This is a genomic window from Alteromonas sp. 76-1 (assembly GCF_900654235.1).
Classification (GTDB): domain Bacteria; phylum Pseudomonadota; class Gammaproteobacteria; order Enterobacterales; family Alteromonadaceae; genus Alteromonas; species Alteromonas naphthalenivorans.
Window position 1 is genome coordinate 2,910,688 of the sequence record NZ_LR136958.1, and the last position, 19,857, is coordinate 2,930,544.

14 protein-coding genes are annotated in these 19,857 nt (G+C 44.5%); 9 read left to right on the forward strand and 5 right to left on the reverse strand.

Annotated features, from left to right (window positions below; translation table 11 throughout):
• Positions 1 to 29 precede the first annotated feature (29 nt).
• From ALT761_RS12605 to apbC, 3 genes are all read right to left on the reverse strand, one after another.
• The gene (locus ALT761_RS12605) at positions 30 to 1,439 is read right to left on the reverse strand and encodes an SLC13 family permease (RefSeq protein ID WP_129739157.1); all 1,410 of its coding nucleotides are present in this window, start codon (positions 1,437 to 1,439) and stop codon (positions 30 to 32) included.
• 73 nt (positions 1,440 to 1,512) lie between these two features.
• Entirely contained in the window at positions 1,513 to 2,109 is a 597-nt protein-coding gene (gene dcd, locus ALT761_RS12610; RefSeq protein ID WP_013783536.1) for a dCTP deaminase, read from the reverse strand.
• Between the two features lie 146 nt (positions 2,110 to 2,255).
• Positions 2,256 to 3,428, reverse strand: a complete 1,173-nt coding sequence (gene apbC / locus ALT761_RS12615) for an iron-sulfur cluster carrier protein ApbC (protein WP_129739159.1) — start codon at positions 3,426 to 3,428, stop codon at positions 2,256 to 2,258.
• Positions 3,429 to 3,534: 106 nt separating this feature from the next.
• On the opposite strand from apbC, the gene metG reads away from it, so the two are divergent.
• On the forward strand, positions 3,535 to 5,562 hold the full coding sequence (gene metG / locus ALT761_RS12620) for a methionine--tRNA ligase (protein ID WP_129739161.1): 2,028 nt from the start codon (positions 3,535 to 3,537) through the stop codon (positions 5,560 to 5,562).
• Positions 5,563 to 6,101: 539 nt separating this feature from the next.
• On the opposite strand, the gene ALT761_RS12625 is transcribed toward metG, so the two are convergent.
• Positions 6,102 to 6,932, reverse strand: coding sequence for a class I SAM-dependent methyltransferase (locus ALT761_RS12625; RefSeq protein WP_129739163.1), 831 nt, complete (start codon positions 6,930 to 6,932; stop codon positions 6,102 to 6,104).
• A gap of 85 nt (positions 6,933 to 7,017) precedes the next feature.
• Here ALT761_RS12625 and gloB point away from each other — a divergent pair, with 85 nt between their 5' ends.
• The 4 genes from gloB (at position 7,018) to ALT761_RS12645 (ending at position 12,878) form a co-directional block, all read left to right on the forward strand.
• Positions 7,018 to 7,809 (forward strand): hydroxyacylglutathione hydrolase, encoded by a 792-nt coding sequence (gene gloB, locus ALT761_RS12630; RefSeq protein WP_129739165.1) that lies wholly within the window; start codon positions 7,018 to 7,020, stop codon positions 7,807 to 7,809.
• 63 nt (positions 7,810 to 7,872) lie between these two features.
• Positions 7,873 to 9,552, forward strand: coding sequence for a LysM peptidoglycan-binding domain-containing protein (locus ALT761_RS12635; protein ID WP_129739167.1), 1,680 nt, complete (start codon positions 7,873 to 7,875; stop codon positions 9,550 to 9,552).
• Positions 9,553 to 9,571: 19 nt separating this feature from the next.
• Entirely contained in the window at positions 9,572 to 10,627 is a 1,056-nt protein-coding gene (locus ALT761_RS12640; RefSeq protein WP_129739169.1) for an ion transporter, read from the forward strand.
• Between the two features lie 115 nt (positions 10,628 to 10,742).
• Positions 10,743 to 12,878, forward strand: a complete 2,136-nt coding sequence (locus tag ALT761_RS12645; RefSeq protein WP_129739171.1) for a TonB-dependent siderophore receptor — start codon at positions 10,743 to 10,745, stop codon at positions 12,876 to 12,878.
• 216 nt (positions 12,879 to 13,094) lie between these two features.
• On the opposite strand, the gene cysS is transcribed toward ALT761_RS12645, so the two are convergent.
• Positions 13,095 to 14,477, reverse strand: coding sequence for a cysteine--tRNA ligase (gene cysS, locus ALT761_RS12650; protein ID WP_129739173.1), 1,383 nt, complete (start codon positions 14,475 to 14,477; stop codon positions 13,095 to 13,097).
• A gap of 161 nt (positions 14,478 to 14,638) precedes the next feature.
• Here cysS and ALT761_RS12655 point away from each other — a divergent pair, with 161 nt between their 5' ends.
• The 4 genes from ALT761_RS12655 (at position 14,639) to ALT761_RS12670 (ending at position 19,809) form a co-directional block, all read left to right on the forward strand.
• On the forward strand, positions 14,639 to 15,130 hold the full coding sequence (locus ALT761_RS12655) for a peptidylprolyl isomerase (protein ID WP_013783527.1): 492 nt from the start codon (positions 14,639 to 14,641) through the stop codon (positions 15,128 to 15,130).
• A 119-nt stretch (positions 15,131 to 15,249) separates the two neighbouring features.
• Positions 15,250 to 15,975, forward strand: a complete 726-nt coding sequence (lpxH, locus tag ALT761_RS12660; RefSeq protein WP_129739175.1) for a UDP-2,3-diacylglucosamine diphosphatase — start codon at positions 15,250 to 15,252, stop codon at positions 15,973 to 15,975.
• Positions 15,976 to 16,298: 323 nt separating this feature from the next.
• A complete protein-coding gene (locus ALT761_RS12665; protein ID WP_129739177.1) occupies positions 16,299 to 17,882 on the forward strand; it encodes an alkaline phosphatase in 1,584 nt (527 codons plus the stop codon).
• A gap of 13 nt (positions 17,883 to 17,895) precedes the next feature.
• Entirely contained in the window at positions 17,896 to 19,809 is a 1,914-nt protein-coding gene (locus ALT761_RS12670) for an alkaline phosphatase (RefSeq protein WP_129739179.1), read from the forward strand.
• The last annotated feature ends 48 nt before the right edge of the window (positions 19,810 to 19,857 follow it).

Genomic DNA, 19,857 nt, shown 5'->3' on the forward strand with positions numbered 1-19,857 from the left:
ACTGCAAATTTTGGTGCACAACGCCGTTTTTATAACGTTAAATAACACACACCGGTTACCACTAAGGCAACAATTACGTTAAGCACTATGCCCTCTCGTGCCATGGTTTTTATATCAAACTTCTCGGTGGAATAAGCAATTGCGTTTGGCGCGGTAGCTACTGGCAGCATAAACGCACAACTAGCGCTAATAGCGGCGGGTATCATTAGTAGTTTAGGATCTACACCTACCGCAAAGCCTGCTGCCGCTAATATAGGCATAAGTAGAGTGGCTGTGGCGGTATTCGATGTAATTTCGGTTAAGAAGGTTACAAATAAACAGATACCCAGAATAAGGAAAATTACCGGTAGGGTTGAAAGCCCGGTAAGCCACTCCCCCATTAGCACGCTCAAGCCCGATGATTTAAACGCTTTAGCAATACAAATGCCACCAGCGAACAATAACAACATGCCCCAAGGAATATTATTGGCGGTTTTCCAGTCGAGTAATTTGTCGTGTTGGCCTTTGCGCGTTTCAGTGGCAGGCGTTGTTTCACCGTTATTGGTCATAAACATGGCCACAACACCGGCTACCGCAATGGTGCTATCGCTAATAGTGGTAATACCTAACCACGCACTCCAAAACGGCCTGAATACCCATGCCATGGCGACGGTGCCGAATATCGCCAAAACGCGCTTTTCGGCCACTGTCCATTTGCCTGGTTGAGGTAAAGCAATGTTACCCACTTGCGTTAACCCCCGTGCCAACCACAACGCCATTAGCGGAATAGAGACCAGTACAATGGGCACCCCAGTTTTCATCCACTCAATAAAGCTGTATTCATGCCCTTGAGTTTCTTCATAAACGCTCATAAAAATAATATTGGGCGGCGTGCCAATGGGCGTGCCCACGCCGCCTAGACTTGCGGCATAAGCAATACCTAAAATAAGGGCTACACCAAAGCGTGGATTTTCCATCGCATTAATAATAGCCATCGCCATAGGTAGCATCATTAAAATGGTGGCTGTGTTACTTATCCACATGCTTAAAATAGCGGTGGTCAGCATAAAACTTAATATTAGCTTTAGCGGGCTTCCCGCCCCTGTGACTCGTAGCATATAAATAGCGAACCGTTGATGCAGGTTAGCTTTCTCTAACCCTTTGGATAGCATGAACGCCGCCATTAGCAAGATAATAACGTGGCTACCTAGCGACGAAGCCGCTTCGGCATGGGTCAATACGCCGGCAAGAGGAAATAGTGCAAATGGGATAAGTGAGGTGGCTGGTATGGGCAGTGCTTCCGTTATCCATAATATAGCCACAAACAAGGTTATGCCTGCGGTAAGGGCAATATCAGCACTTAGATCTGAAAAGTATATTCCTGAGCCAAGCGCTAGCGAAGTAAGAAGGGAAATAAGAATAATAAACGAGCTTTTGTCGAACGGCTTATCGGCACTCATTGCGCATCCTTTTTATACTTTACTTCATGTTTTGTTACATGCTTTGCTTTATAGAGTTTAATCGCTGTAGAGCTTATGCGCTGCCTTTATCATCAGAGGATATACGGCTGGCTACTGCGCCGTCTTGCCCTTTGTATTTTGCATCTACGCGGGCATTGTATGGCTTTTCGGCGGGGTTCGATAACACTTCAAAGCTTAACGCACCAATTTTCATTTTTGGGCGAAGGGCTAAAGGCAGTTTTCCGCTGTTGTAGAATTCCAGCACAATATTGCCAGACCAACCAGGATCGATTCTGTGTGCGGTTACATGCACCATCAGGCCTAATCGAGCTAGCGATGAACGCCCATCTAACCAACCTACAATATAATCTGGCAACGTCACCGATTCATGAGTGATTGCTAGTGCAAGCTCGCCTGGGTGCAAGAAAAATGCTTTACCTTCAGGTAATTCAATTTCGTCGCTCATTACATGGTCTAGCGCTTCTTGTACCTGCGCTTTAGGGCCACTTAAATCGATGTAAGGTGCTTGATGATCTTCAAATACGCGAAACTTATTTCCTAGGCGAATATCTACCGTCACCCCACTAATTTCTTCGTAGTCGGGGGTTGGGTCTATTTTTATTTTCCCAGCTTTTAAATGTTCGTATATATCGCGATCGCAAAGGCGCATAAGCGGTAAGTCCTTACTATAAAGTGTGCGGTATTATGCGTATGTAGCTCACACCAATCAACTGGCTATAAGCGACTATTTACATAAATAACAAAATTAGTCACTTAAACGGATAAAACTGATTAATTTCCGTTAAAATTTGTCATTTAAAGCTTACTGTTAACGCCAATGGGGTCGCCTTTAATATGCTTGCTTTGCTGCGTTCTGGGCACAACGGTTAATGCTAATTGCATCGACAACGCTCTAGCGGCTTCGCGGTAGCTTTCACTTAATGGGCTCTCAGGTGCACTTACCAGCAGTGGCGTACCTGCATCCGCGTGTTCGCGTACTGTGATATCGAGTGGTAATTGGCCTAGTAGTGGCAAGCCATGTCGCTCAGCTAAGATTTCGCCGCCATCTTTTGAAAACACATAGTCTTTGGTGCCACAGGCACGGCATTGGTAATAACTCATGTTTTCAACCAGCCCTAATACTGGCACACCCACTTTTTCGAACATGCTAATGCCTTTTTGGGCATCGGCTAGCGCTAAGTCTTGGGGTGTGGTTACTACTACCGCAGCAGTTAGCGGCACTTGCTGCGCCATAGTAAGCTGAATGTCACCAGTACCCGGCGGCATGTCTACAATTAAATAATCGAGTACGGGCCACAAGGTTTCATCAATAAGCTGTTTTAATGCCCTACTCGCCATTGGGCCGCGCCATACTGCTGCGTCTTCTTGTGGCACCAAGTAGCCTATAGAGTTTGCCACCAATCCATGGGCGTTTAACGGCTGCATGTGTTTGTTATCAGTGCTATGCGGATGTGCGTCGGTATTGCCCAACATAATAGGCACCGATGGGCCGTAAATGTCAGCGTCTAAAATACCGACTCTTGCCCCTTCTTGCATAAGTGCAAAGGCCAAATTAATACTGGTGGTCGACTTCCCTACCCCGCCTTTGCCCGAGGCCACGGCAATAATATTTTTAATATTATTAACGGCGGTATTTTTAGTTTCACCCGACGCTATGTGTTGGCTAACGATGAGTTGCTGCTCGGAAAGCTCGCCTTTTAGCGCTTCTAGCACGTGGGCTTTGATTATTGCTTGCTGAGTTTTATAACAAAACGGTAAGTTGATGGTGAATGTGTTGGAAGGAGTTTCGTGATCAGCTTTCGTGTTGTCAGCTTTTTCGCTAACAGCTTTTTTGTCACCAATGGCTTGATCTGAATCTAACTTATCTGCGCACCATTGTGCGGTAATGTCGGCTTCAATACTGAAATAGCTGGCTAAAATAGCCGCAACTCTGTCGATGAGTGGCTTAGCTTTACGGGAAAAGAACATAAATTATCCTGTCTACGGGGTATTTTGTGAATTTCGTAATGCAAAAAATGCGGATTTCCGCTAGTATTTGCAGCCATTTTGAAACGCGAAGAATCTATACGTTATTATGTCTGAAAATCGCCGCATTCTGGTAACCAGTGCGTTGCCCTACGCCAATGGCTCTATTCACTTAGGCCACTTGCTTGAACACATTCAAACCGATATCTGGACACGGTTTCAGCGTCTGCGTGGAAACGAATGTTACAGTGTTTGTGCCGATGATGCACACGGTACACCTGTTATGCTTAAAGCGCAGGAACTGGGTATTACACCAGAAGAAATGGTGGCCAGAACTCGTGCAGAGCATCACCAAGACCTGCTCGATTTTCACGTAGAGTACGACAACTACTATGTAACCCATTCGCCTGAAAACAAGGCGTTGTGTGAAGAAATTTACACTCGTTTAGATAACGCCGGTTACATTAGCAAGCGTACGATTAATCAATTGTACGATCCGCAAAAAGAAATGTTTTTGCCAGACCGCTTTGTTAAGGGTACCTGCCCTAGCTGTGGTGCTGAAGATCAAAACGGCGATAGCTGTGATGTGTGCGGCGCAACCTACAGCCCTACTGAGGTTAAAAACCCTCGCAGTGTAGTATCTGGTGCTACGCCGGTATTGAAAGAATCTGAACATTTCTTTTTCGACTTACCTAAGTTCGAAGACATGCTTAAAGGCTGGATCCGCTCGGGTGCCCTGCAAGAAGAAATGGCCAACAAGCTTCAAGAGTGGTTTACCGAAGGTTTGCAGCAGTGGGATATTAGCCGCGACGCCCCTTATTTTGGGTTTGAAATTCCAGGTGCCCCGAATAAGTTTTTCTATGTATGGGTAGATGCTCCCGTTGGTTACATGGCCAGCTTTAAAAACTTCTGCGACCAAAACAATCTGGAATTCGACGATTTTTGGGGCGCAGACTCAGAAGCCGAGCTTTACCACTTCATCGGTAAAGACATTACTTATTTCCACTGCCTATTTTGGCCTGCCATGCTAGAAGGTGCGGGTTACCGTAAGCCTACTGGTGTAAATATTCACGGTTTTGTTACTGTGAATGGGGCGAAAATGTCTAAGTCTCGCGGCACCTTTATTAAAGGGCGCACTTATCTAGACCACTTAAACCCAGAGTACTTACGTTATTACTTTGCGTCTAAGCTTGGCGATAGCGTGACAGATATCGACTTAAACTTTACCGATTTCGCTCAAAAAGTGAATTCAGACCTAGTAGGTAAAGTGGTAAACATTGCTAGCCGATGTGCCAGCTTTATTACTAAGCGTTTTGACGGCAAATTGTCTGACAACGTGTTAGAGCCAGAGCTTATTGCCGAGTTCCAAAATGCAGCCGACACTATTGCCGATTTATTCGAGCGCCGCCGTTACCATCAAGCGATACGTGAAATCATGACATTGGCCGATAAAGCCAACCAGTTCATTGATACCAACGCCCCTTGGGTAACTATTAAAGACGAAACCAAACAGCAGTTCACTCACGATGTATGTTCGTTGGGTATCAATATGTTCCGCTTGTTGGTCATTTACTTAAAACCTGTGCTTCCAGTATTGGCAGAAAAAGCAGAAGGCTTCTTGAACGATGAGTTTACGTGGTCTTCTCTTGAAACCGTGCTAACTGGCCATGCTATCAACAAGTTTAAGCCAATGATGCAACGTGTAGAAATGGAGAAAGTAGACGCCATGGTTGATGATTCAAAAGAAAACCTAGAGCCAACAAAGCCAACGGTTAGCCCAGACAGCCCGTTAGGTAAAGATCCTATCAGCGAGACAATCTCGTTCGACGACTTCGCTAAAGTAGATTTACGTATTGCACGTATCGCCAACGCTGAGCATGTTGAAAAGGCCGATAAACTTCTACGTTTAGAACTAGATTTAGGCGGCGAAACGAAGCAAGTATTTGCAGGTATTAAGTCTGCATACTCGCCTGAAGCGTTAATCGGGAAGCATACCGTGATGGTGGCTAACCTAGCACCACGTAAGATGCGCTTTGGTATGTCTGAAGGCATGGTTTTAGCTGCCGGCCCTGGTGGTGATGAGCTTTATATCTTAGAGCCACACGAAGGTGCATTGCCAGGTATGCGCGTTAAGTAATATTGGGTTGCTGACTTATTAGGTAAGCGAACCGCTAGAAAATTTAAAAGCCGTGTTGATAGTCTCAACGCGGCTTTTTTTGTTTGCGGGAAAATGATGGGGCTTTCTTCTTTCTCTGTCTAGTTTAAAAGTGGACATCCATGTTTTAACGCCCACTAAAAACATGGACACCCACTAATTAAAATCCCAGCTCTAATGTGGACACCCACTTTTAACTAGCTCTAATGTGGACATTCACTTATTAAAATCCCAGTTCTATTGCGGACACCCACTTTCATCTTGCCCAGCCGAATTGTGGGTGTCCATGGTTAGTTAAACTGTGGGTGTCCAACTTTTAATTCCAGCATTCTGCTGTCATGAGCATGGGTGTCTGGTTTTGAATTTACTGATTAAAATTCCAAATTAACGTGGGTGTCCACGTTTAAGCATGGGTGTCCCCGTTTAAGCACCCAGAAATATCGTGGGTGTCCAAGTTTCGGCTCATGGTTAGCTTAACTGTGGGTGTCCAAGTTTCGGCTAAGACCAAAACGGTGGGTGTCTCAGCTTTTGGTTTTATTGTAGGAAGAGGTTCTGGCGCTGGCGGCACCAACAGGAGAGAACTGGCGTTTTAGTTGAAGTTTTGGGCGAATAGCCGTCATGGGCATTACTCGCTTTCTGGCCAATATTACATAAACGGCACTGCACCACGGGAAGTAAGTGGAAAGGTATTGCTGAATGTTTTTCGCGTAATCCCACCGCTGCTCAAAAAACAAAGTAGAAAACATAATTTGGCGCTGTTCTACAATTTCAAAACCCAACAGCTGCAACCAATCTTTAATGCGATATGAGGTAAAAAAACGAGCGTCATGCAGTTTATTGTCGCGCTTGACCGGTAAGTACTTGGCGATGCCGGCTAAACTCAACGGGTTGAACCCGCTAATAATAACGTAACCACTTTGAGTAATAACTCTGTCTACTTCCCGTAAAATTTCGTGAGGGTCTTGCGCAAAGTCCAATTCATTGGCTAGCAAAAAGCCATCTATGCTGTTTTCAGAAAATGGCAGCTGATGTGACTGTCCTACTATTTTGGGGCTTGCTGAACTATCAACGCTTTCTGTCCGCTCACCACTATTATTCGCACTTTCACTTACTTCATCGTGCTCTAAATCCATCGCACTCAATGGCACTTGGCTAATAATGTTGCGTATAGGGCTTTGCTTCAACGGTATTTGCGTACTTAAACTGCCGAGTTTCACGAAGTGATACCCAAAAATGCGTTGAGTGTAGTCGTCGCACACTTGCGTGATGGCTTGCTTAATTTGCTCTCCTGCTGGAAAGTCGGTCCAGTCTTCAGGATAACGGGGGGCTTGGGAATGAAATGCTGATCTCATAGTTGCTAAGCGTGCCTTAAGGTTGCTCTGTGTACAACAAGTTCTTATAGTATCGCATAATTATACCTACACAAGCAGGTGCACCATGACGACTAACGTTCTTCCTCACGGCATTTCAATTTCTCCAATAGAAGCATTTAGCGACAATTACATCTGGTGTATTCACAATAACGACCAAGCGATCGTTGTCGACCCAGGGGATGCAGAGCCCGTACTCTCATTTTTAAAGAGTGAAAACTTACATTTAGCGGCCGTATTAATTACACATCACCATCATGACCACACGGGTGGCATTGCCAAATTAGTCTCAGCAAACCCAGGCCTTCCCGTTATTGGCCCAAGAGGGGGTCATATTCGTGGCATCACTAAATCCGTTTCGCAAGGCGATACCTTACAGCTTCCTGTATTAGATTTAGAATTCCAAGTAATGGAAGTGCCCGGTCATACCCTCGATCATATTGCGTTTTTTGGCCATAACGTTTTGTTTTGTGGCGATACTTTATTTTCAGCAGGTTGCGGCAGGTTGTTCGAAGGTTCGCCTGAACAAATGTTGCATTCACTGAACAAGTTGAAGCGCTTACCCGACGACACACTGGTTTACTGTACTCACGAGTATACTCAGGCGAACGTACGCTTTGCTTTAGAAGTAGAGCCAGAAAATCAAAACCTTCAAAACTATTCATCTTGGGTAGATAAAAAACGTGAAATGGGTATGCCAACCCTGCCCTCAAATTTGGCTGAACAAAAACAAATTAATCCTTTTTTACGTTCTCATGAACTTTCTGTACAAACTGCTGCCGAAGCTTATTGCGAAAAAAACATGGGCGACGATGTTGCAGTATTTGCTGCAGTTCGGCGCTGGAAAGATGAGTTTTAATGCAAAACTAACGCACTGAAGGTAGAATGTGCGGTTTGCAGATATTCGAGAGGTCCCTTCTACATGCAGTTGAAGTTGTTTGTTTTGTCACCCGTTTTATTAGCGTTAGGGCTAAGTGGGTGCCAAATCACCGAAGAACAAATACAAGAAGACGTGGTGAATGTGCAAAATGTTGAAGGCTCAACTGAACCTTGTAACACATTACACGAAACGCCAGAAGCAATCGAAGACTGTGAAATAGCGCGCGAAGGCGTTATTGATGTAGTTCACCCTAAAGATAATCTGCTGTCGGAAGCAGAAGAGCTTATTGACGATCCGTCAGTAGAAACCGAAGCCATTATTACCAACGTGTGGCAGCGAGTAAGTGACGGGCTTAATTTATATATTCCTGATGATCGCCGCGTTGATGTACAAAAAAACTGGTATCTAAAACACCCAGAATACATGAAGCGAGTAGTTACTCGTGCGAAACCCTTTCTCTACTACATTGTTGATGAAATAGAAAAGCGCGATATGCCTATGGAATTGGTGCTATTGCCAATCGTTGAAAGTGCTTTCGACCCTTTTGCCTACTCTCATGGCCGAGCCGCTGGTATGTGGCAATTTATTCCCGGCACGGGCAAACGCTTCGGTATGGATCAAACCTGGTGGTACGACGGCCGTCGTGACGTTATAGCGTCCACCAAAGGTGCCTTAGATTATCTTACCTATTTATCAAACATGTTCGATGGCGACTGGCTGCATGCCCTTGCGGCGTATAACAGTGGCGAAGGCAGAGTTTCAAAAGCCATTCGCGCGAATAAAAAAGCCGGTAAACCTACCGACTTTTGGTCGTTAAACCTACCTCGTGAAACGCGTGCGTATGTACCGAAATTATTAGCGTTGGCAGAAATTTTAAAACACCGCGACAAATATGCCTTTGCGTGGCCTGAAGTTGAAAACGTCGCCGTTATCGAAGTGGTCGATATAGGTTCACAAGTAGATCTAGCCTTTGCCGCCGACCTTGCAGGTATGACGCTCAAAGAATTACACGCGTTAAACCCTGGCTTTAACCGCTGGGCAACTGCACCTGAAGGGCCTCACCGATTAGTGCTACCTTTGACAAAAGCGGCTGATTTTAGTGATGCCCTTGCTAAGATTGATCGCACCGACCGATTAAACTGGGTTCGCCATACAGTGAAGTCAGGCGATAGCTTAGGAAAACTTGCGAATAAATATCACACCACTGTGCAAGTGATTAAGCAGATTAATGAGCTTGATTCAAATATGATCCGTATTGGCCAACCCATTATGGTACCTGTGGCTTTAAAAGCCTTAGACAATTACGATTTATCGCAAGGTCAGCGTTTAGCTAGCGTTCAAAACAAAAAGCATGGTGCATATAAAACTACCCATACAATTCGTTCGGGTGATACGTTATGGGACATCGCCCGTAAATATGGTGTAACCACGAAAAAGCTAGCGAGTTGGAATAACATGGCGCCTGGCGACATGCTCCACCTTGGTAAAAAGCTAGTGGTTTGGCAAAATTCCAATAGCAATACAAAAACCGCAGACGCCACAACTAAGCGTTTGACCTATACGGTAAGAAATGGTGACTCACTATCGCGTATTGCGAATAAGTTTAATGTCAGCATCAGCAATATTGGCAAATGGAACAACATTAATACGTCGCGTTACTTACAGCCGGGCCAGAAGCTAAAGCTGTTTGTAGACGTCACTAGATTAAATAGCACAGGCTAAATAGCAAAGGATAAGAGCAATGCTAAGGATTAACCGGGACAATTTACGTAACAGTCATGAAACGCCCTGGTTAATCTTAGATTTAGTCATGCTGGGTATTTTATTTTTAAACCTAGCATGGCTAATTTTCGATGCCTTGTACGCTACCGATTTTATCTATTCTCAAATAGATACCTTCTTCCCTGCTTTAATTAACGCTTACGACCCCATTCACCACAACTTCTTGTTGGTTGATTTAGTCTTCATTGGCATTTTTCTCACTGAGTTTTGTTTTAGGTGGATTGTGGCCATCGTACGCAAAGAGCACCTGCGCTGGTATTTTTTCCCTTTTCTGCATTGGTACGATTTAGTTGGGCTAATTCCTCTTGGGGCTACGCGGCTGTTCCGCTTCCTACGCATATTTTCAATTTTGCATCGGCTGCACAAATATCAAATTATTGATTTAAACCGCACCGCCATATTTCGGTTCTTCGCCTTTTATTATGATGTATTTGTTGAAGAGCTCAGCGACAGAATTGTGGTAAAAGTATTGAGCGATGCACAAAAAGACATTGCCGCAGGCTCTCCCTTGGTAGATGAGATTACCGAGCAAGTCCTTGCACCACGCCGCCCTGTTATTACCCAATGGATGGCTGGCGTTATAAATCACCTAGGGCAATCGATAAGCAACGATGAACATGGTGAAGTGATACGTGAACATGTTCGTAAAAGTGTAGGCAAAGCGGTGCGCGGAAACTCTCAGGTGTCTACGCTTAATTACTTACCCATAATTGGTAAAACAATTGAGAACACGCTGGAAGAATCGGTAACCGATATTGTCACCATGTCGCTGGTAAATTTACTGTCTGATATAGATGCTGAGCGCATCGACCACTTCATTTCTGTTGGTATGCACGATTACACCCCTACAGCCGATGCATTAGATAAGGAAGTATTACAGGTGGTGAACGAATGCTTAGAATTGGTTAAAGGACACATTGCACAGCAGCGCTGGAAATCAGAGCTCGCTAAAAAAGAATCTACAATGCCAGTAACAGAGCCTTCAAATGAAACAACAGTAGAGAGGAACTTGTAGGTACACCTTTACGCCAACCAAAACTTAATGATAACTATTATTATTTCGATACTCATATGGTAGACTCCTGACCAATACAAATGGTTGTTAGTCTTACATGTTGAGGAAATAAAGAATGTCGAACGGTCGTAAAGGTTGGTTTTACCCTTCCTTAACCGCATTAGCGATAGCGGTAGCTACATCACCAGTTGCACAAGAACAAGACGATGAAAACCTTGAGCACATTGAAGTTAACCCTATGCAGTCGTACAGAAGTACGGCGACTAAGTCGTCTTTGCGCCCTATCGATTCGCCTGTCAGTATTAGTGTTATCGATCAAGAGCTTTTGCAATTGCGCCAAGCGCAAACTGTGTCAGAGGCCCTTCGTTATAGCTCTGGGGTAACCACTGAAAGTCGCCCAACCATTACGATTTTCGACCAGTTCACTATTCGTGGCTTTGATACCTACCAAACTTTCTACGATGGGCTCCCCCTTTTAAGCAACAACAGCTGGAACCTTTATCCTCAAGTAGACTCGTTCGCTACTGAATCATTAGAAATTCTTAAAGGACCAGCATCGTCGCTTTATGGGCTAGTGCCTCCAGGTGGAATGGTAAATCAGGTCGCCAAATATCCCAAAGACGAAGACGAAACTTTGGTTCGTGCAGCGGTAGGTTCAGATAACTTATTCGAACTTGGTGTAGATACTACCGGCCAACTTACCGATAACGCACGATTTCGTATTGTGGCACTAGGTAGAAAACAAGATGGCTTCCAAGACACAACTGAAAACGAGCGTTATACCATTGCGCCTTCAGTTACCATTGATCTTAGCAAGGCAACGGAGCTTACTTTATCTGCCTATTATCAGGACGACCCTGAAATGGTGCCCTCTACCCCACTTCCCGGCGTTGGTACCCTTTATGAAGCACCTTATGGCATGTTAGATGCAAGTGTTTACGCCGGTGATGAAAACTGGAACAGCTATTCGCGCGAAGTACTTATGCTTGGCTATAAACTAAACCATGAATTTAGTGAAAACTGGTCAGTATTACAAAAGTTTCGTTATACAGATGCCGATGCGTTGCAACAAAACTCGTACCACCCATCTAAACCACCAACGGATGGAATTTTCCTTACCCGTTCAGCGTACCTTACCGATGAAGAAATTGATGGTGTAACCGTTGATACGCAGGTGGCTGGGTTTGTTCAAACCGGTGATGTGGCACATAACCTATTATTCGGTGTGGATTATCAAAACTCCGACTCAACCGTAGCGTATCGCGATACATTAACCACAGATACGCCAGTGCTTGATTTAAGCAATATTGATAACGACCTTTTCGATGTAAGTTCGCTTCCACTAGACTTTTATCAAGAAGATCACGTTATCGACATTGAGCAAATTGGCTTTTATCTTCAAGATGAAATACGTATCGATAATTTCACGTTCTTGCTGAACGGTCGATATGATCAATTTGAAAGCACTGATATGGCAGAGAATGTATATGCGGGTTTTGAGTACGGCAGCACCACAGAAATTGACCAGAATGAGTTTTCAGGGCGTGTAGCCGCTATGTACACGTTTGACTCAGGCTGGCGCATGTATGCGAACTACTCTGAATCTTTCGAACCTGTTTCAGGCACCGACTCACTTACTGACGAGGCCTTTAAGCCTACTACGGCAGACCAAATTGAAGTTGGTGCAAAGTACATCAGCGATGATGGCGCTACCACATTTACGGGTGCGTACTTCGTACTGACTAAACAAAACGTAGTGGTCAATACGTCAGACTTTGCGCAATATACGCAAAATGGTGAAGTTGAATCTAAAGGGATTGAGCTAGAACTTAATACCCGCGTGACCAACTCACTATCGGTTCAAGCAAATGCCACTTTCCTTGATATGGAAGTGACCGAAGATACATTAGACCCAGACGTAGTAGGTAAAACACCGGTATGGGTTGCTGAAGAAAGTGCCTCTGTTTGGGCTAACTACTTTTTCGACGATGCATTAGACGGATTAATGCTAGGTGCAGGTGTACGTTACGTGGGTGAAACCCAAGCAGATAAGTACAACACTGACACGGTGCCTTCATATACCTTGGTTGATGCCGTGCTGTCTTATGACATGCCAGAGTACGATTTAAAACTAACCGGAAGTGTAAGTAACTTGACCGACAAAGAGTACGTAGGTTCGTGCTACGACACCAACAACTGTTGGTATGGCGCACAACGTAGATTTGAAATTGGTATTGAAAAGCGTTTTTAAGCGAATGGTTATTTGACGAAAAGGGCTTAGTTGATGAATTCAGCTAAGCCTTTTTTTGTTATTAGAGACTAGTGCCAAATGGCTATTAATTGGGTACTTTTGCAATTTCTAAAATAACAGTCCAACGTTTGTTAGCACGAAGCTTTGGCATAAAAAAGGCCAGCTATCTAGCTGACCTTTCAAGTATCTCGATGTGTTTTCGACTAGCTTATGCGCCTACCCTCTGCGCCAAGTCGTACCTGCAGGCCCATCTTCTAACACTATATTCTTAGCGTTAAGTGCATCTCTCGCAGCATCCGCTGCAGCCCAATCTTTAGCTGCACGCGCATCGTTACGCTGTTTTATCAACGCTTCTATTTCAGCGGCTTCATCGTCGTTTTCGCTGCCGCCTTTAAGATAAGCATCTGGGTCGCTTTGCAACATGCCCAAAATAGCACCTAAACCTTTAAGCACCGCCGCTAATTTACTCGCTTCTTCGGCATTATCTTTATTACGGTTTATTTCACGCGCCACATCAAACAATACTGAAAATGCTTCAGGTACGTTTAAATCGTCATTCATGGCGGTTTCAAAACGCGCTAAATAACCGCCGTAGCTAAGGTCGGTAGATTCATCTACTGTTACACCGCGAAGCGCAGTGTATAAACGCTCTAATGCCGCTTTTGCTTGGGTAATGTTATCTTGCGAGTAACTTAACTGGCTACGGTAATGTGCCGACATTAAGAAGAAGCGCAAGGTTTCAGCATCGTGCTCTTGCAATACGTCACGAAGGGTAAAAAAGTTACCTAACGACTTAGACATTTTCTCATCGTCTACTTGCACCATACCTGCGTGCATCCATACGTTTACGTACGGTGTATCAAATGCGCAGCATGACTGTGCCACTTCATTTTCATGATGCGGAAAAGTAAGGTCTGAACCGCCGCCATGAATATCAAAATGTGCGCCCAAATGCTTTTTGTTCATGGCAGAACATTCAATATGCCAACCAGGGCGGCCTTCACCCCACGGCGATTGCCATGCAGGCTCACCGGCTTTAGCGGGCTTCCATAATACAAAATCTAGCGGGTCATCTTTGTCCGATTTTACTTCAACACGGGATCCAGATTGAAGCTGATCTAAGTCTTGCTTACTCAACTTGCCATATTCAGGGAATTTGCTTACATCAAATAATACATCGCCATTTGAGGCCTGATATGCAAAACCTTTATCCATCAATATCTTAATTATATCGATGATCTCATCCATATGCCCACTAACGGTCGGCTCTACGTCTGGCTCAAGTAAATTGATAGCCGCAAAGTCTTCATGCATCATGCCTATGGTACGCTTAGTTAACGCTTCAAAAGTTTCACCGTTTTCATTAGCACGGGCAATAATTTTGTCGTCAATATCTGTGATATTACGAACGTATTTCACCTCAAAACCCAAATGACGCAGGTATCGAACAAGTATGTCGAAACTAAGGTAAGTGCGAGCATGCCCCATATGGCTTAGGTCGTACACGGTAATACCACACACATACAAGCCCACCTTCCCTTCTTGAAGCGGCACGAATTTAGCCTTGTCACGGGTACGGGTATTGTAAAGGTGTAGCATAAAGTGAATTCCTAAGTATCAAAATGGCCGCAAAGTTTAGCACTGTATGTGGCCAAATGGTAAGATTTTGCGATGCTTTTTAGCATCGCTACTTCCCCGCATGGCTGGTTATGCGGTAATATTACTGGGTATTTACTTATTTAAAGGCAGGACACGAAGAAATGGTTACTCTCAAAACAAACTTTGGTGACATCACCCTAGAATTATTTGAAGACAAAGCCCCTAAAACTGTAGAAAACTTTCTAGCTTATGTTAAAGAAGGTTTTTACGATGACACTATTTTTCACCGTGTGATTGACGGTTTCATGATTCAAGGTGGTGGTTTCACTGCAGATATGGATCAGAAAGACACCAAAGATACTATTGAAAATGAAGCAAACAACGGCGTTGCTAACGAGATTGGTACTATTGCAATGGCACGTACTAATGATCCGCATTCAGCAACTGCGCAGTTCTTCATCAACGTGGGTAACAACAGCTTCCTTAACCACACAAGCGAATCAGTGAATGGTTGGGGCTACTGTGCATTCGGTAAAGTTACCGACGGTATGGACGTAGTTGAGAAAATCAAAAGCGTTAAAACCGGTTCAAGCGGTTATCATCAAGATGTACCTGTAGAGCCAGTTGTTATTGAAAAAGCGGTTGTAGCTTAGTTCTGTTAAGTGAGCATTTAAAACCTTAAATGCTCACTATCGCTACATCTTAAGCAAAGGCCGTACTCATTCAAAGCGGCCTCTTCTTTTCGAAACACCTTTCAAAGTTGTCCATTTCTATGTCATTTACCTACTTCATTGCTGATTTACACCTAAGTGCAGACCGACCTGACATTACAGCGTGCCTAATGCAATTTTTAGAAAGCGATGCAAAGGAAGCCGATGCCTTATATGTGTTGGGCGATTTATTTGAAGTATGGATTGGCGATGATGACGTTACCCCATTTAATACCGCTATTGCAGAGGCATTTAAGACCTTAAGCCAACATGTGCCTATCTATTTCATGCATGGCAATCGCGATTTTGCCATACGCGAAGGCTGGACAAATAAAGCGGGAATGACACTTATCAACGAACCCACCGTTATTGACCTATACGGGACACCCACACTTATCACCCACGGCGACGAGCTTTGCACTAACGATGTGGCCTATCAAAAATTCAGAAAGAAATCTCGCGGTTGGTGGTGGCCTAGGCTAATGCTAGCCTTGCCTTTATGGTACAGGCGCCGCGTTGCAAGAAATGGTCGAGCGGAAAGTAAAGAGAACCAAAAGCACCTTAAGCCAGACATTATGGATGTGACACCTACAGAAGTGGTTAAGGTTATGGAGCAGCATAAGGTCCAACGCTTAATTCATGGACACACACACCGCCCTAACATCCATTCTCTTACCGCCAATGGCAAACCTGCTACCAGAATCGTGTTAGGTGACTGGTATGATCAAGGCAGCACATTGTGTGTGTCACACTCCGATGTTATGTTACAACATCACACTTTTAAGTAGCAATATCTGATACTTAGCTTCCTGTCATACTAAAAATTTCATAAATTTAACTTTATTATTTGTCTTTTAAACATGCTTTTCTAACACCCTAATTTGTAAAGATAATTTACAAATAGTCTTGCCCTCCTTCTCTTAAATCTTGTACCTATTAGTTGCTTTGTTAAAGCCCGTTCAAAAATCTGTCAAATAAACGTCACTTTCACGATATATCGTTGAAAATAGCGCACTTAAATGATAACGAGAATCAATTTCATTTGGCAATTTGCGTACTAATTAACAATAAAACTGACCATCACAATTTAAATTCAATGTAGGGAACGACGATGAATCGTACTTGGAAAACGAAGCTTAGTGCTCTTGCACTGGTTGCTTCATCTGGTTTGCAAGCAGCTGTTTTACCCGAACACCAAACAGATAACGCATGGTATTCAGATGCGCAAAGCAAACTTACTGAAAAACTAGTGACAAACAACCAGTTCAAAGCCAAAAACGTGATTTTATTTGTAGGCGACGGAATGGGGGTTTCTACGCTTACTTCTGCGCGCATCCACAAAGGGCAGCTTGAAGGCGGTTTGGGCGAAGAAGGTTACTTGGCATTTGAAACCTTCCCTCACACGGCGTTAGTTAAAACCTACAATGTTGATGCACAAACTCCAGATTCAGCAGGTACGATGACAGCGATGATGTCGGGCCTAAAAACGGATGTGGGTGTTATTGGCGTTGACGAAGATATTGAACGCGGTGAATGCGCCACCGTTGCTGGCAATGAAGTTATTACTGCACTTGAACTTGCTGAAATTAAAGGGTTAGCGACTGGTATTATATCGACTGCACGTATTACACACGCTACGCCTGCGGCCACTTACGCTAAGTCAGCTGATCGTAACTGGGAAGATATTTCAGATATGCCAGAAGAGGCTGCTGCGGCTGGCTGTATTGATATTGCCGATCAGTTAGTAAATTTTGAGAGCTTCCTAGAAGGCAGATATACAGGTGTTGATGTAGACGGTATTGAAGTGGTTATGGGCGGTGGCCGTCGTCACTTCTTACCTAAAGACGCGTCTTTTAATAGCGCTGATGCAGTTAGCGAAGTAGAAGGCGATCGTACAGACGACCGAGACCTTACGTCAGAATGGCAGCAGATGTATGAAAATGGTGTTTATATTGTTGACCAAGCAGGCTTCGACACTTTAGACACTGAATCGACTGAACGGGTTTTTGCTTTGTTCAACGAGTCACACATGCAGTACGAAGCAGACCGCGCCAATGACGTAGCGGGCGAGCCATCTATTGCTGAAATGACCGAAGCTGCGGTAAACATCTTAGATAACAACGACGCTGGTTTCTTCTTAATGGTTGAGTCTGGCCGAATTGACCATGCCCACCATGCTGGCAATGCAGCCGGTGCACTTACAGATACTTTGGCGTTTGAAGCCGCTGTTATGGCCGCTTATGAAAACACAGATCCATCTGAAACACTTATCTTAGTAACGGCTGATCACGGCCATGTATTTACTATTGCAGGCTACCCAAAACGCGGTAATCCCATTTTAGGTAAAGTGGTTAATGTTGGAGCAGAAGAACCTGCTACAGCGTCTGACGGCACGCCTTATACCACATTAGGTTACACCAACGGCTTAGGTTTTCGTGACCTTGGAACAGAAACCGATTCTGATGAAGGTTACAACTACGATAATGCGGCAGGTCGTATGGACTTAACCAATGTAGATACCACTACCGCCGGTTATCACCAAGAAGCACTTATTCCACTTGGATCTGAAACACACTCTGGTGAAGATATAGCATTACACGCAACTGGACCAGGAAGTCAATTAGCACAAGGTGTGATAGAACAAAATGTTGTTTTCCACCTAATCAACCAAGCCCTTGGCCTGATAAACGAATAAGTGGAGAAGAACAATGAAACTTTTTAAATTGAGTATTGTTGCATTAGCAGTTGCCGGCCTAACCGCCTGCTCTCTTGAAGGCGATGACGGAAACGATGGCGCAGCAGGTGTTGATGGTTCAAACGGTCTTAATAGCTTAACCGTGCAAACAGCATTAGCGGTAGGCGATACAAACTGCCCGAATAGCGGTGTACAGTTTGATTCTGGTCTAGATACCAATGCAGATGGCACCTTAGGTAGCGACGAGATTACCGATACAAGCTACGTTTGTTCTCCAGGCAGTTCTGAAGTTGCAACCGGTGAGCTACTTACTACTTTAAACAACGACTGGTTTATAGCCGCCAGTGCAGAAGTGGAAAACAACAAGCAAGTGTGGATGGATGCGACCGGCACCTCAGCCAGCATATCTAACGCTAACATTGAAGTAGCTCAAGTAGCTAACGATGAAGAATTACAGGCTATGGTAGCCGACCTTCGCGGTAAAGCGAAAAACGTTATTCTATTCGTCGGTGATGGCATGGGCATTTCAACCATCACAGCCGCACGAATTCTAGATGGCCAATTGAAAGGGCTTGATGGCGAAGAAAACCAGCTTAGCTTTGGTAAATTCCCATTCTCTGGATTGTCTAAAACGTATAACGTTGATGCACAAACCCCAGACTCTGCTGGCACCATGACAGCCATGGTTAGTGGTGTAAAAACCGACGTAGGTGTTATTGGTGTTGATGAAGATATTGAGCGAGGCGAATGCAGCACGGTTGCTGGCAACGAACTCGTAACCGCATTAGAACTTGCAGAAATAGCGGGTAAATCTACCGGTATTATATCTACTGCTCGTATTACTCATGCTACGCCAGCCGCTACCTACGCCAAGTCGGCAGATCGTAACTGGGAAGATGTATCTGATATGCCTGAAGATGCCGTTACTGCTGGCTGCCCTGATATTGCCGATCAGCTAGTAAACTTCGAAACTAACTTAGAAGCTAACTATGAAGGCTTAGACGTTGATGGCTTAGAAGTAGTCATGGGCGGCGGCCGCCGCCACTTTCTTCCCAATGATGCTGCATTTAATAGTATAGATGCTGCAAGCGAAGTTGAAGGTGATAGAACGGATGGTCGTGACCTTACCGCAGAATGGCAAGATATGTATGAGAATGGTGTTTATATCGTTGACCAATCTGGTTTCGACGGCTTAGATACTGAAACGACCGAACGCGTATTTGGTTTGTTTAATGAATCGCACATGCAGTATGAAGCTGATCGCGGCAACGATATTGCTGGTGAGCCTTCGGTGGCAGAAATGACTGAAGCGGCTATCAATATTCTTGATAACAACGATGAAGGCTTCTTCCTTATGGTTGAATCGGGCCGTATTGACCATGCTCACCACGCCGGCAATGCTTATGGTGCATTATACGACACCTTAGCCTTTGCTGACGCTGTTGCTATGGCTGACGAGCTGACTAACGATGAAGATACACTTATTATTGTTACTGCTGACCACGGCCATGTGTTTACCATTGCAGGCTACCCTAAACGTGGTAATCCTATATTAGGTAAAGTGGTAAATGTTGGCGCTGATGAAGCCGCTACCGCGTCTGATGGTACACCCTATACCACATTGGGTTACACAAATGGTCTTGGCTTCAGAAACCTTGGAGACGAAACCAATTCAGATGCGAGTTACGCTACAGCGTACGATACTGGTCGCAAAGACCTTACTGATATCGACACCACGACCCCTGGTTATCACCAAGAAGCGTTAGTTCCAATGGGCTCAGAAACTCACTCAGGAGAAGACGTGAGTATTCATGCTAAGGGCCCTGGCGCTTTCTTAGTAAATGGTACAAACGAACAAAGCGTGATCTTCCATATTATGGACTTCGCGGGTGACATCGTTACCCAAGCAGACGCCGTAGTGGAATAAAAAATTACGTTTACCGTAAGTTCATAAGGGAGCGTTTACGCTCCCTTA